The organism is Pedobacter sp. MR22-3 (assembly GCF_026240075.1).
Taxonomy (GTDB): Bacteria; Bacteroidota; Bacteroidia; order Sphingobacteriales; family Sphingobacteriaceae; genus Pedobacter.
Genome location: NZ_JAPIVF010000008.1, coordinates 179444 through 192852, shown reverse-complemented (window position 1 = coordinate 192852; position 13409 = coordinate 179444). Strand labels below are relative to the sequence as shown.

At 36.9% G+C, this 13409-nt stretch carries 14 protein-coding genes; 7 read left to right on the top strand and 7 right to left on the bottom strand.

All coding sequences use genetic code 11. The features are described from left to right. The first annotated feature begins 124 nt into the window (after positions 1 to 124). The 3 genes from meaB to OQ267_RS20155 all read left to right on the top strand — a co-directional run bounded on the left by meaB (position 125) and on the right by OQ267_RS20155 (position 2253). Complete coding sequence (meaB, locus tag OQ267_RS20165; RefSeq protein WP_265837751.1) at positions 125 to 1027, top strand: methylmalonyl Co-A mutase-associated GTPase MeaB; 903 nt, start codon at positions 125 to 127, stop codon at positions 1025 to 1027. A 225-nt stretch (positions 1028 to 1252) separates the two neighbouring features. Further along, positions 1253 to 1756, top strand: coding sequence for a hypothetical protein (locus OQ267_RS20160; protein ID WP_265837749.1), 504 nt, complete (start codon positions 1253 to 1255; stop codon positions 1754 to 1756). A 305-nt stretch (positions 1757 to 2061) separates the two neighbouring features. Next, on the top strand, positions 2062 to 2253 hold the full coding sequence (locus tag OQ267_RS20155; protein WP_010599638.1) for a cold-shock protein: 192 nt from the start codon (positions 2062 to 2064) through the stop codon (positions 2251 to 2253). Positions 2254 to 2377: 124 nt separating this feature from the next. On the opposite strand, the gene OQ267_RS22600 is transcribed toward OQ267_RS20155, so the two are convergent. Continuing rightward, positions 2378 to 2548, bottom strand: coding sequence for a GxxExxY protein (locus OQ267_RS22600; RefSeq protein WP_416348674.1), 171 nt, complete (start codon positions 2546 to 2548; stop codon positions 2378 to 2380). A 493-nt stretch (positions 2549 to 3041) separates the two neighbouring features. Here OQ267_RS22600 and OQ267_RS20150 point away from each other — a divergent pair, with 493 nt between their 5' ends. From OQ267_RS20150 to OQ267_RS20140, 3 genes are all read left to right on the top strand, one after another. Beyond that, positions 3042 to 3755, top strand: coding sequence for a succinate dehydrogenase cytochrome b subunit (locus OQ267_RS20150; protein ID WP_253249069.1), 714 nt, complete (start codon positions 3042 to 3044; stop codon positions 3753 to 3755). Between the two features lie 19 nt (positions 3756 to 3774). Then, the gene (locus tag OQ267_RS20145) at positions 3775 to 5754 is read left to right on the top strand and encodes a fumarate reductase/succinate dehydrogenase flavoprotein subunit (RefSeq protein WP_088302479.1); all 1980 of its coding nucleotides are present in this window, start codon (positions 3775 to 3777) and stop codon (positions 5752 to 5754) included. Between the two features lie 93 nt (positions 5755 to 5847). Beyond that, complete coding sequence (locus OQ267_RS20140) at positions 5848 to 6618, top strand: succinate dehydrogenase/fumarate reductase iron-sulfur subunit (RefSeq protein WP_265820152.1); 771 nt, start codon at positions 5848 to 5850, stop codon at positions 6616 to 6618. Between the two features lie 282 nt (positions 6619 to 6900). On the opposite strand, the gene OQ267_RS20135 is transcribed toward OQ267_RS20140, so the two are convergent. The 6 genes from OQ267_RS20135 to OQ267_RS20110 all read right to left on the bottom strand — a co-directional run bounded on the left by OQ267_RS20135 (position 6901) and on the right by OQ267_RS20110 (position 12793). Continuing rightward, complete coding sequence (locus OQ267_RS20135) at positions 6901 to 7623, bottom strand: energy transducer TonB (protein WP_265837747.1); 723 nt, start codon at positions 7621 to 7623, stop codon at positions 6901 to 6903. Between the two features lie 207 nt (positions 7624 to 7830). Next, positions 7831 to 9852 (bottom strand): M56 family metallopeptidase protein, encoded by a 2022-nt coding sequence (locus OQ267_RS20130; RefSeq protein WP_265837746.1) that lies wholly within the window; start codon positions 9850 to 9852, stop codon positions 7831 to 7833. Further along, a complete protein-coding gene (locus OQ267_RS20125; RefSeq protein ID WP_088302600.1) occupies positions 9849 to 10226 on the bottom strand; it encodes a BlaI/MecI/CopY family transcriptional regulator in 378 nt (125 codons plus the stop codon). The genes OQ267_RS20130 and OQ267_RS20125 overlap by 4 nt, the downstream gene beginning before the upstream one ends. A 111-nt stretch (positions 10227 to 10337) precedes the next feature. Beyond that, entirely contained in the window at positions 10338 to 10979 is a 642-nt protein-coding gene (locus tag OQ267_RS20120) for a response regulator transcription factor (protein WP_088302484.1), read from the bottom strand. A 3-nt stretch (positions 10980 to 10982) separates the two neighbouring features. After that, complete coding sequence (locus tag OQ267_RS20115; protein WP_265820147.1) at positions 10983 to 11711, bottom strand: sensor histidine kinase; 729 nt, start codon at positions 11709 to 11711, stop codon at positions 10983 to 10985. Between the two features lie 692 nt (positions 11712 to 12403). Further along, positions 12404 to 12793 carry a hypothetical protein gene (locus OQ267_RS20110; RefSeq protein WP_265820146.1) on the bottom strand — a complete coding sequence of 130 codons (390 nt, stop codon included), beginning with the start codon at positions 12791 to 12793 and terminating at the stop codon, positions 12404 to 12406. Positions 12794 to 13086: 293 nt separating this feature from the next. Here OQ267_RS20110 and OQ267_RS20105 point away from each other — a divergent pair, with 293 nt between their 5' ends. Next, on the top strand, positions 13087 to 13317 hold the full coding sequence (locus tag OQ267_RS20105; RefSeq protein WP_088302488.1) for a response regulator transcription factor: 231 nt from the start codon (positions 13087 to 13089) through the stop codon (positions 13315 to 13317). The last annotated feature ends 92 nt before the right edge of the window (positions 13318 to 13409 follow it).

The window sequence follows — 13409 nt, the reverse complement described above, 5'->3', positions numbered from 1 at the left end:
CTATGGTGATTTGTTGATAAATTCCCAGTGGATTTTGGTAAATCATGATGCTTTCGTTCAATGTTGATTGTTTTATGCCTGGTGCCGTATTATTTTGTTAATTTGTACAAAGATAGTTTTATTGATGAATAATACCCCTCTATCCATTTTAAGCGAAGTGAAACAAGGTAATTACCGGGTTTTGGCCAGGGCATTAACACTTGTTGAAAATGATCTTTCGCCGGCAGATTCCATTCTGAAAAATTTAGATAGTCGGTATGGTGCGCCTGTTATTGGTATCACTGGTCCTCCCGGTGCCGGAAAAAGTACCTTAGTTAACGCCATCACTGATTTTTTTACGCTGGAAAATAAAAGAATAGCCGTTTTAGCCATTGATCCAACCTCGCCATTTAATCTGGGTTCATTGCTGGGTGATCGGATCAGAATGGCCAGGCAGTTTAATAAGCCCAATGTCTTTATCCGCTCTTTAGCAACCAGAGGGGCATTAGGGGGCATTTCTGCTAAAACAATTGAAATGGTTGATGTATTGAAGGCTTCAAATTTTGATCTTATTCTCATCGAAACAGTAGGGGTCGGGCAATCGGAAGTTGAAATTGCGGGTTTAGCAGATAAAACGATTGTGGTTCTGGTGCCTGAATCAGGCGATGAGGTTCAGCATATCAAGTCAGGTTTAATGGAAATTGCAGATTGTTTTGTCGTTAATAAGGCCGATCGGGAAGGTGCTGGTACCTTTGCCAATAACTTAAAAAAAATGGTTCACGAGGGGACAAAATCAATTCCGGTTTTGCAAACAGTCGCTGATAAGAATATAGGTATTGATAAATTAATGGACTGGATTACGGCACCGGTTACAGAGGCCAGCCAGCGAAAAGAATTTCTGTTTGCCGAAAAAGCCTGGAAAATTATTCAGCACCATAAGATGCAGTTGGTTGATAAAAAAAAGCTTAATGAAGCGCTTCATTTGGCGTTACAGCAGGAAGATTTTAATGTATATCGTTTTGCTGATGATTTCATTTCTGGTACCTAAATGTTTTTAATATACTGCCTGAAGAGGAAATAGGCAGACTGTATTTTATTTTCTGTAACTGAAGCGAAAGACAAAGTTGTTTCGTTTGATTTAAAAACTGGTATTTTCCTGAGATGCAATATGCCGATTATTTTATCGTTTATCGATTGATAATCAGTATTTGCCAAATGCTTTACATTTTTAAGCCTGGGAAATCCTCACACTCAAATAGCAATTATTAAGCATATGGCTTTAGCTTATATCAACCTCAGCTTAAAACAGTATATCAATTTCATGTGCAGAACGGATTTTGAACGCTATGTTTTTCATCAAACTTATCGTGAATTTCAAAAGCAATCCAAGCCATATGCCCAGAACCAACTTTTCCATACCTTCTCTCAAATGGTGCAGGAAAATGAGAAAGCTTATTCCTTAAATCAAAAACTGGAATCTTCAGTGATGGATATGATGGACGCTTTAAAGCATAAAATACCCGGTTTAAATGATTCACAAGGGCAGTCAGTCCTTTTCGATTGGGCTGAGCTTCATATCCTGTCTTCTGATTTATTAAATAAGGCAGCTCATGTTGTATCGATTACCTATACCAGTCCGAAATTGATTTTGCATAAAATTGTAGATGACTATCTGATGCTCAGTTATTGTGCTAAAGATAATTTTGGCGATATTTTTATGGTTAAACGGAATGATGAATTGGTTATTTCTTATGATCAAAATTTACAGTTGGCTTAATTATGTGAATGACATGAGCTGTATGTTTGATTAGTAGTTCGTATATCAAATATTGATTGATAAAGAATTAAACAAGTCTCTATAGATGCTATTTCTGGAAAAGGATTGGGACTTCAATTGTGATTTTTTACTCATTCATGATTAAAATTGCTAATATTGAAGATGTTTCTAAATTAATTTAAATCAAAAAACAGCGTCTAACAGGCAATCAGGTAGTATTTTCAGGGGTTTTTATTATTATTAAAATAAAAAATTGGTTTATAGGTATTTAAGCCTATCTTTGGTACAAATTAAAATACAATATAATGCAACAAGGAACAGTAAAATTTTTTAATGAAACTAAAGGTTTCGGATTTATCACTCCATCTAATGGCGATGCCGAAATTTTTGTTCATGCTTCAGGCTTAATTGACAACATTCGCGAGAATGATACCGTAAACTACGATGTAGAAGAAGGTAGAAAAGGCCTTAACGCGGTAAATGTAAAAGTAGCTTAAGAAAACTCGAACACATAAATCGTTGAAAGTCCCGATGCAAATCGGGACTTTTTTTATGAAAAAGATTTTGAATACCAGGTATGGTAATCCTGTAAGTTGCGGTAAAGTTCATTCACAAAAGGTTTCAATGATCGTGTAATGTTATCTTGAAGAAGTTAATCAGCAGTCCTTGTGGTACATTTAATAATTTCTTATATGTTAAAATCTGTGCTTCATGAATTGGTAAAAGTTGTTCAAGCGTTTTGAGCTCCGCAACAATGCAATCATCTGCCAGTAAATCAACTCTTGACGCTATATCAATTATTCAACCAGAACCATTGCCTGTTTAATGCCCTGATATCCATTCTTTTCTAATTCATAAGTCAGACATCGCTCCTAAACACTTTCTAATAGCCCAGGGCCAAGATATTTATGCACGCGAATAGCGTAGCCAATGATGTCATAAGACAATTGTTTAACTACTTTTTTATCATCGCTTTTAGGCGATTAAGCATGACTTATTGAAATAATAAGAGATGATTTCAGGGATGATCTTGATCTTACTGTGCTTAATGTTTAAATTTTCAGTTTGGTGACTATTTTCATCTTTGTTTTTTAAAAAATAAGATATTGGCAAAGAAGTTTTTATTTTACTGTATAAATAGTTCAGATCTGAATTGGCCATTTCCAAAAGTAAAATTCCAAATTCTTTCCATTTCTTTCGTTTCCGACTTAGAATGTTTCTAAATAAATGTTTTATCGCCGTTTTGTCATAATCGTTTATAAATTAAACTCATAATTAGATACTTTTGCAAGAAATTTTAGATATAAATCCTAATCAAATGAGTGGTTTCGGAAATGCGCTTTCTTCATCAATAGGAAAGAAATTCATTATGGGTGTTACAGGAATATTCCTGATACTCTTTTTAATTGTACACTGCGGCATAAACGCATTAATTTTTATTAATGATGGTGGTTTAACCTTCAATGTTGGTGCTCATTTTATGGCCACTAACTGGATCATCAGGGCTGGTGAAATTGTTTTATTCATTGGTTTACTTGCACATATTTTTCAGGCGGCAAGGCTGACTTTTGAAAATCAAAAGGCAAGACCAGTTAAGTATGCAGAGTATAATGGTAAAGCAAACAGTAAATGGTATAGCCGTTCGATGGGGTTATTGGGTACGCTATTGCTTATTTTTTTAGTTGTTCATTTAAAAGACTTCTGGGTAGTATCCCGTTTCACCGGCATTCCAACTGTGGATGCTAACGGACATGAAGATTTATATGCGGTAATGAAAGAAAAGTTTCAGGATCCTGTAAGAGTAGCTGTTTATATTTTAGCTATGTTTTCTCTGTGCTACCACTTATTACATGGTTTTGCTTCGGCTTTTCAAACCATGGGCTGGAATCACTCTAAATATAATGGAATAATTAAGGGCGCTAGTGTTTGGTATTCAGTGATCATTTCGATCCTATTTGCATTGATGCCAATTGCAGTTTATACCGGTTTAATTAATTAGTTTTTAGCACAAAAGAGATATGTCAGATATTAATTCAAATATTCCAGAAGGCGAATTAACCAGTAAATGGACTAAATATAAGTCTTCTGTGCCTTTGGTAAACCCATCGAACAAAAGAACTATTGAAGTAATTATTGTAGGTTCAGGTTTGGCGGGGGCTTCTGCAGCAGCAACCCTGGCTGAAATGGGTTATAAAGTAAAATGTTTTTGTTTCCAGGATTCGCCTCGCAGAGCACACTCTATTGCTGCTCAAGGTGGTATTAATGCAGCCAAAAACTATCAGAATGATGGTGACAGTGTTTACCGTCTTTTTTATGATACCATTAAAGGTGGCGATTACCGTGCCCGCGAAGCCAATGTGCATCGTTTAGCCGAGGTGAGTGCTAATATCATAGATCAGTGTGTGGCTCAGGGAGTGCCTTTAGCACGTGAATATGGTGGCTTGTTAGATAACCGTTCATTTGGTGGTACGCAAGTGCAACGTACATTCTATGCTGCAGGACAAACTGGTCAGCAATTGTTATTGGGTGCTTATTCTGCATTAGAACGCCAGATTGGTATGGGTAAGGTAGAAATGTATACCCGCCATGAAATGCTTGAAGTAGTAAAAATCGACGGTAAAGCACGCGGTATTATCGCCCGTAACTTAATTACCGGCGAAATTGAACGTCACTTTGGCCATGCGGTGGTATTAGGAACAGGTGGTTACGGAAACGTATTTTACCTTTCTACCAATGCCATGGGAAGTAATGTTACAGCAGCATGGAAAGCACATAAACAAGGTGCTTACTTTGCAAATCCTTGTTATACGCAAATTCACCCGACATGTATTCCGGTTTCCGGAGATCACCAGTCGAAATTAACCCTGATGTCTGAATCGTTGCGTAACGATGGACGAATCTGGGTTCCTAAAAAGAAAGATGATAACCGTAAGGCTTCAGAAATTCCTGAAGAGGAAAGAGATTATTATTTAGAGCGTCGTTATCCTGCTTTTGGTAACCTGGTTCCCCGTGATGTGGCTTCACGCGCAGCTAAGGAACGTTGTGACGCCGGTTATGGTGTTGGTGCTTCAAAACTGGCCGTATACCTGGATTTCAAAGCCAATACAGAACGTTACGGTAGAATCGAAGCTTCTAAATCGGGTATTCACAATCCGGATAAAGAAACCTGTATGCGTTTAGGCACCGAGGTGATTAAAGCCAAATATGGTAACCTGTTTGATATGTATGCGCAAATCACGGGTGAAAATCCTTACGAAACGCCAATGCGTATTTATCCGGCAGTTCACTATACTATGGGCGGACTTTGGGTGGATTATAACTTAATGACATCTGTTCCTGGTTTATATTGCACTGGTGAAGCAAACTTCTCTGATCACGGTGCTAACCGTTTGGGTGCATCTGCTTTGATGCAAGGTTTGGCAGATGGTTATTTTGTCCTTCCTTATACCATTGGTGCTTATTTATCAAAAGAGATTTCGGTAAAAGCCATTCCAACGGATCACCCTGCATTTGTAGAGGCAGAAGAACGAGCGAAAGGCATTTTAAATACTTTAATCAATATAAAGGGTACAAAATCTGTAGATCATTTCCATAAGCGTTTAGGTCACATCATGTGGGAGAAATGTGGGATGGCCCGTAACGAGAAAGGCTTAAACGAAGCCATTCAGGACATCAGGGCGCTACGTGCTGAATTCTGGAGTAATGTTCGTGTACCAGGATCAGCTGATGAATTAAATACTGAACTGGAGAAGGCCGGTCGTGTTGCTGATTTTATTGAATTAGGGGAGTTAATGTGTATTGATGCATTAAACCGTAATGAAAGTTGTGGTGGCCACTTCCGTGAAGAATACCAGACTGAAGAGGGAGAGGCTTTACGTGATGATGAAAACTACGCATACGTTGCAGCCTGGGAATTTAAAGAAGGCGTAAACTTCGAACTTCACAAGGAAGAATTGAAGTTTGAAAATATTAAAGTAGCACAAAGAAGTTATAAATAGATGTGAGATGTGAGATGTAAGATATGAGAAGGGCAATAATGTCTCAAATCTCAAATCTAATTTCTCCTGTCTAATGTCCAAAATCTCAATATCATGAGTACAGGAAATATGAACTTAACGCTAAAAGTTTGGCGTCAAAAAAATAACAATACCAAAGGTGCTTTGGTAGATTATAAATTAGCTGGTATTTCTCCGGATATGTCATTCCTGGAGATGTTCGATGTGTTAAACGAAGATCTGATCACTAAAGGCGAAGAGCCGGTTGTATTTGATCACGATTGCCGTGAAGGTATTTGTGGGATGTGCTCCATGTTCATTAATGGTCGTCCGCACGGTCCGAAAGACCTGGTTACAACCTGCCAGTTGCACATGCGCTCTTTTAAAGATGGCGATACTATTGTTGTAGAGCCATGGAGAGCAGCAGCTTTTCCGGTTGTAAAAGATTTAACTGTTGATCGTTCAGCCTTTGATCGGGTAATTGCAGCAGGTGGTTTTATTTCTGTTAACACGGGTAATGCACAGGATGCCAATAGTCTTCCGATTCCAAAAATGCAGGCTGATGCTGCTTTCGAAGCTGCTGCCTGTATTGGTTGTGGTGCTTGTGTGGCTACCTGTAAAAATGCATCTGCCATGTTATTCGTATCGGCTAAAATTTCTCAGCTGGCATTATTACCACAAGGTCAGCCAGAGCGTTATCGTCGCGTACAAAGTATGGTGGCGCAAATGGATGCCGAAGGTTTTGGTAACTGTACCAATACGGGTGCCTGTGAAGCGGAGTGCCCTAAAGGAATCTCTTTAGAGAACATTGCGCGAATGAACCGTGACTTTGCCAGTGCGAAATTTGTTTCAGAAGAAACAGTTTAAAAATATACTGTGCATTCAGCTGCAAAGTTGAATCTTAAGCCTCAAACCTGGTTTGGGGCTTTTTAATTCCAAGTGAAATCAAAGTGAACAAAATATAAGTTTGTGAAACATAAATATTTCTATGTCAGCATATTAAAAATATTGTTATTTGAAATTATATTCTGTAAAATTTGTATATACATTAAATAATTTATAGATTTAAACTTCCGAGACAGGAGAGAAAACACAAAACCCCGGCTATTTTTAAGCAGGGGTTTTGTGTTTGATGTTTAATAAACTGCCTTAGCTCATTATAAAGTTAATGGCCATTTGATATTTAACTTTAACCGGGTGTCCGTTTGCATCAATAGCCGGGTTCCATTTCGGTGCAGATTTCATTACCCTAAGTGCTTCGGCATCAGTTTCTCTGGATAGCCCTTTAGTAACCCGTACATCTGATAATGTACCATCTTGCTCCACATTAAAAGCCAAGAATACTTTTCCTTCCACTTTATCTTTTTTAGCCTGTGCGGGATATTTTATGTTTTTTGCCAGGTAGCGATATAGTTTAGTTGTGCCACCCGGATATTCGGGTTGGATTCCAGACTTAGATGCTGCCTTTTTTTCGGTATTAGCAGCTGTTAAACTGAAATTAACATTCATATTATACTTCACCCTGACTGGCTTACTATCCAAGGTGCCAGGAGTCCAGTCTGGTGAGTTTCTTATCACCCTGAGGGCTTCTTTGTCTGTTTCTGTTGATAGGCCTTTAGTGACTCTTACATTGCCTAATTTTCCATTTTTTTCAACAGTAAAGCTTACAAATACCTTTCCCTGTATTTTGTTGTTTTTGGCTGCCTCAGGATATTTAATTTCCTTACCAAGGTATTCATAAAACTTTGCTATGCCACCCGGATAGGAGGGTTGTTTTTCTACAGATGTAAAATCATAAACTTTTTGTGCTTTTATGGCATTAATAAACATGGCGATGCCCATTAGGGCTAAAATTATTAGCTTTCTCATCATTAAATATTATTAAGGTTTTTTTATTTAGTTTTTCTTTTCAGACTTTTTTTTTCGCTTTTATTGTTGTTCCTTGCTGTCTGGTTTAGACCATCCTGGAAATGATATGTTGGATTGGACTTTAATCGTGTCTGTCTGTTGCGCGCAAACATGGAAACCCAAAGCCAGTACAGTAATCAAAATTGATGCTTTTTTCATAAATTGATTCCGTTAAAATTTTTCACGTAAATAGTCAACAGTTATGTTCTTATCAATAGTGCTTTCCTTTTGATTCAAATCTCTGAATAGATTTTTTTCACTATTTTTAGTCGTAATCAGCATTGCGCCTTCTTTGGCTTCTAAACCATATAAACTTGTAGCAGCCTGATTTTTTAATATGCTTACTGATTCAATATTGGCAGGGTTTATCTTATTTAAAAGCTTATTATCTGCCAGCTTAATGCCATCAACTATTATAAGACCATTAAATATACCATCAATAAATTTGGTGTCGTTGTTATTTCCTGTTGATCTTAATGATAATTTTTGTGTTCTGGCCGGCGTTGGGTTTTCTGATGGCTCGTTACTTTTTGCTAAGTTGAAATTCACAGTAATATTATACTTTACTCTTACGGGCTTGTCATTTGCAATGCCTGGATTCCATTTAGGTGATTGCGAAATGACCCTAATGGCTTCCTCATCGGTCCCGCTGCCTAATCCTCTGGTAATCTGAACATCTGAAAGGTCTCCACTCTTCTCTACGATAAAGCTTAAGAATACTTTACCGCTTACATGATTATCCACTGCCATTTTAGGATATTTAATATTTTTGCCTAGGTATTGGTAAAATTTTTCAATACCACCGGGAAACTCAGGCTGCTGATCTATAGATACAAAATCAAATACTTTATCTTTAGACTGATAATTCTGATCAGTTAAATTCTGATTTGCAAAAGCCTTAACCTGAAGGCTTGGCAATAGGGTATAGGCCACTGCAGGTACTGAATTTAGGTTTTTTATCTTTGAATTACCTTCATCTAACCTGAATTCAACTTTGATGGCATAATTTCCATCAATTGCGTTTTTAAAACCAGTATAAGATGACACGGCATTCATCACTTCTTCATCACAACCGGAACCTAAATTTACCAGTGAAGCAACGCGGACTATCTTATGGTTTTTTAACTGAAATCTGATCTGGGTATTTCCCTGTAAACCTTGTGACCTGGCTGCTGTTGGATACTTTATCGTTCTGGATAAATAAGCATAAAAATCTTTCCAGGATTTATCCATCTTTCCTGCTTCCGGCGCAATTGATTTCTCGGCAGCTAAAGTTTCAGCGGATGGATTATCGGATATTACGATATCTTTCACCATTTCAATAGGTTTATCTAAAGGAATCTGATCAGACAGTTCCAATAAATTTTTGTTTTTACGTACGGTAGCCGAAGAGAAAATGATTAAAAGGGCAAAAAGCGGGATAAAAAAGCCATACTTCAAGATGGCGGCCTTTTTTGATTTTTCTTTTTGGAGCATAAAAATTCTCTTTTTGATGAGGGATTGATCAAAGAATCCGTTAGTTAAGCTATTAGGCATAATGCCAAAAGACTGGCTCAGAATCAGCATGGCATATTCTGCCTTATCACCCTGAAATGCCGCGGCATGCTGATCGGCCAGAAACTCATGTATATTTTTAATTGATTTTTTATAGAAATAAATAACCGGGTTTATCCAGGTCAGAATGCCTAAAAGCTCAAAAAATAAAATATCTAAGGTATGCCATTGCTTTACATGTGCATCTTCATGTGCGTGTATAACATTTGATAAGGGTAGTTGCTGATCTATCACTTTTTTATTGAAAAAAGAAAAAGCTGAACCCGATTTTGCGGAATGAATCAGTTTTTTAACCGTTAATAAATTGAGCACCAGCCTAAACAGAAAAAACAATATCCCGGTAAAATAGATCAGCACAAAGATGTTTGACCAGCTAAAACTATTTTCATGATCCGGAACTATTATAGCCTGTTCTAAAACAGCATCCCAGTTTATACTGGTATAAACTTTTTGAGCAACATCCTGCCGGGTAATCCATTCCATGCGTATAAAAGGGATAGATAAAGATAAAACTCCCGATGCCACTAAATAGATGCGATTAAGCAGGAAATAGGTCTCCTTATCTAACAGCAGTTTGTAAAAGCCGTAGAAAACAAACAGGTAGAGGTTAACCTGTAGCAAGTAGTGGGCGAAACTCATTTTGGATTGCGTTTAATTTTGTTAATCATTTTCAAAATTTCATCTACATCACCTAAATCAAGCTTTTCTTCTTTAACAAAAAATGAAAACATACTTTCTACAGAGTTTTCAAAATAATTTCCCAGAAGTTTTTCTGTCGCATGGCGTTTATAATCTTCTCTGCTGATCAGCGGATAATATTGGTGTGCCTTTCCAAATGCCTCGTGCCCGATAAAACCTTTGGTTTCCAGAATTCTGATAATGGTAGAGACTGTGTTATAAGCAGGCTTTGGAATAGGTAGTTCGTCAATAACTTCTTTAACAAATGCTTTTTCCAACTGCCACAAAACCTGCATAATTTGTTCTTCGGCTTTGGTTAAATCTTTAATTTCCATCATAATGCATAACAATAAGGATGATCAACAAATGTTGTCATTATTAAAGTTAAAACTAATTAATTAGTTATCCAAATGATATGGGAAAAAATATCCGGCGATAAAAGATAATTATATCTTAATCAGATTATTTTTAATGGCGTAAACCACTAGTCCGGTGCGGGATTTGATGTTGAGTTTTGCAAACAGCGACTCGCGGTAATTGTCTACCGTTCGCGGGCTCACATTCATAAGGTCTGCAATTTCTCGATAAGTAAGTTCGCTGCTGCAATGTTGAAGGAAGGTTAATTCGCGTGCGCTGAAGATTGGTTTGGTATCACCATCTTTGAGTGCCACCAGCAAGCGGCCAGAAACAAGGTCATTAACATAAAAGCCTTTTTCGTTGATGGCCTTGATAGCGGTAAGCAGTTCGTTTGGAGTAGATTCTTTCAGCATATAGCCGCCTGCACCAGCCTTTAACATACCAATAATTGCTTTTTCGTCTTCCAGCATGCTCAAGGCGAGTATATTAACGTTCGGGTAATTTTCTTTAACCCATTTGGTAGCGGTATAACCATCCATTACGGGCATATTAATATCCATCAAAATAAGCTGTAAATCCGGATGGTTTTTAATTTTATGCTGAAGATCCTGGCCATTGATGCCTTCGAACAGCACTTTAATTTCATCAAACTCATCTAATAAACTGGCCAGTCCGGAGCGGAAAAGTGTATGATCATCAACGATGGCAATGGAGATAGATGGAGCAGACATGTTTTAAGGATAGGGAATTTCAATTAAAATATTAGTACCATGATTAGGTGACGAATTTAATACTAATTTTCCATTGATCATTTCTATTCTTTTATAGATGGAATTTAAACCCATTCCGGAGGAGGCTGCTGCTGCCTGTTCATAATTAAACCCTATTCCATTCTCTTTAACCTGTAAATGAAGGGTTTTATCTTCGTAGTAAGCATTAAAGGTAATGGCCGTTGCATTGGCATGTTTAATAATGTTGTTGATGATTTCCTGTAGTAAACGTAAAATGATCAGGTCTTTATCCGGTGATTTTTCAATTAAATCAACAAGACTGTTGTTAACCTCTATTTCGTAGGCTCCGGTTTTGCTTAACCAGTTTACTTCCTGATCCAGTGCATAGCCTATTCCATTTTCGACAACCTGTTCGCCATGCAGCAGTTTTGCCAGTTCTCTTAGTTCTCTGATTGATTTATTAATAAAGGAAAGGGAGTCGCCAATTTTTTTCTCTGCTTTTTCACTGTCGTTGATGTTTACAGAATTAAGTGTCAATGTAGTAAGGCTCAGGAGCTGGCCAATATTATCATGCAATTCTGTGGCAATGGTTTGCATGGTTTGATCCTGCACTTCAATCCGCGCCTGTAAAATTTCGGCTTCAAATTTTTGCTGCATATGCTGTTTCTCCAGCAAATGATTTTTTTTATGCCTGTTATATGATCTGATATAAATAATCAGAAATAAAGGCATGAGCAGGAATATAAATGTTGTAATCGAAATTAATATAGCAATTTGCGTTGTTTGGCTCTGCATATGTAACTGTATATCCAATTACTATAAAGGATAATGTTGATAATATAGTAAATAAATAATCGAAGCTTAATATGTTCAAATATGAGGATATTAAACAGCCCATAAAAGAGGTTAATAGCTGTGCCGCCAAAGTAATAGAATAAAACCCCGTTTACCCACCAAAACTCTGGATGATGCTTAAGATCAAGGACTTCATCGTCATTTAAAAGTTTATAATAATAATACAGGCAATAAAGCACAAATATTAAAGACATTACACTTACCGTGTTATCATTGAATACATCATTATAGACGTGTATTCCATTTTTGAATGTAAAAAAGATAAAAATCGAGTAACAGATACCAAGGCCAGTAAATATTACAGGCCTTGGATTCGTGTATTTTTTCAAACAATAATACATGCCATAAGAAATAAATGCAATTTCAAACAGGACGAATGTATTGAATAACCCTACGTTATGGCGATGGTGAGCCGAAAGATAGGATCCCCTTGCTTCTGCAGACAATGCTATGATTAGATAGGCTATATTAACTTTCCAGAATGAAATGTTATCCTTAAATAGAAAAGTTAGCGCTATAATCAGAGAAATTAGTTCTGCAATAACGATAGGGGTAAAAAAATTCATAAATTACAGTTCTGTTCCGTCACACATAGTAGGACAAAGATCACCTCTGTTTTCAATATTGGCGGTATCATCTTCATGTGCATTCGTTTTTTCCCCACGCGCATTGGTTTGGCCGGCGGCATAAGTAGGTACCAATAATACTGTATTTCTTCCTCTATGATCTTCAGGTAAGTCTTTTAATGATTCTTCGATGTACTGCGCAAAGTAAATCCGCAAACCATCATGTTTACCTTCACTGATTTTTTTTGCCATTGCCAGAATCTGCTCTGCAGGAAACCATACTGCCTTTGTATATGATCCGGAGTTTAGTCTGGTAGCCTCTTCGCTATAAGCATTAACCATTTTTATCGCTGTATTTTTATCAATAGGCTGCGATTCGTTTACTTTTTCCATATTAGTATTTATAAATGATTTAGATCCCTAAATTCGTAAATTAGATCATGGCAGGCAATAGCGATTGGTTTTTTTTATACCGTAAAAACACCTTTTTATTTAGGGTAATTTCTACTACTCATAAATCAGTAGCGGCCCGTACTTTTGATTATTGAAACAAACAAAATATTGATTTAACTATTAAAGCCGCCCTAACCAGATCCAATTGCTTAAAATGTAACTTAGAAGTACACTATCCTTCATTTATTATTTAATGGTTAATACGGCTGATGTGATTCGCTTAAATTTATAAAATGATAAACAAAGTCTTAATTCAGGAAAGTACCAGTTTGATAACTGAGCGGGAAATAGACATTGTACGTCTTTTATCAAATGGTTATAATAGTAAAGAAATTGGCGATATGCTTTTTATCAGTGAGCATACGGTTAATACACATAGAAGAAATATGGTGAGAAAACTTGATTTACGCAATTCTTACCAGCTCATTGTTTGGGCATTTAAACAAAGAATTTTGTCCTTTTGATAAGGAATAACGCTCTGCATTTAACGCATCTCTCTCTCTAAACAACAAAGCCTGCCTTTTGATCAGCAATGATCAGAAAAGCAGGCTTTTGT

What these genes read in the sequence shown, in the direction of transcription:
- meaB (WP_265837751.1), top strand. Translation starts at nt 125, where the DNA reads ATGAATAATACCCCTCTATCCATTTTAAGCGAAGTGAAACAAGGTAAT.
- OQ267_RS20160 (WP_265837749.1), top strand. Translation starts at nt 1,253, where the DNA reads ATGGCTTTAGCTTATATCAACCTCAGCTTAAAACAGTATATCAATTTC.
- OQ267_RS20155 (WP_010599638.1), top strand. Translation starts at nt 2,062, where the DNA reads ATGCAACAAGGAACAGTAAAATTTTTTAATGAAACTAAAGGTTTCGGA.
- OQ267_RS20145 (WP_088302479.1), top strand. Translation starts at nt 3,775, where the DNA reads ATGTCAGATATTAATTCAAATATTCCAGAAGGCGAATTAACCAGTAAA.
- OQ267_RS20140 (WP_265820152.1), top strand. Translation starts at nt 5,848, where the DNA reads ATGAGTACAGGAAATATGAACTTAACGCTAAAAGTTTGGCGTCAAAAA.
- OQ267_RS20135 (WP_265837747.1), bottom strand. Translation starts at nt 7,623, where the DNA reads ATGATGAGAAAGCTAATAATTTTAGCCCTAATGGGCATCGCCATGTTT.
- OQ267_RS20130 (WP_265837746.1), bottom strand. Translation starts at nt 9,852, where the DNA reads ATGAGTTTCGCCCACTACTTGCTACAGGTTAACCTCTACCTGTTTGTT.
- OQ267_RS20125 (WP_088302600.1), bottom strand. Translation starts at nt 10,226, where the DNA reads ATGGAAATTAAAGATTTAACCAAAGCCGAAGAACAAATTATGCAGGTT.
- OQ267_RS20120 (WP_088302484.1), bottom strand. Translation starts at nt 10,979, where the DNA reads ATGTCTGCTCCATCTATCTCCATTGCCATCGTTGATGATCATACACTT.
- OQ267_RS20115 (WP_265820147.1), bottom strand. Translation starts at nt 11,711, where the DNA reads ATGCCTTTATTTCTGATTATTTATATCAGATCATATAACAGGCATAAA.
- OQ267_RS20110 (WP_265820146.1), bottom strand. Translation starts at nt 12,793, where the DNA reads ATGGAAAAAGTAAACGAATCGCAGCCTATTGATAAAAATACAGCGATA.
- OQ267_RS20105 (WP_088302488.1), top strand. Translation starts at nt 13,087, where the DNA reads ATGATAAACAAAGTCTTAATTCAGGAAAGTACCAGTTTGATAACTGAG.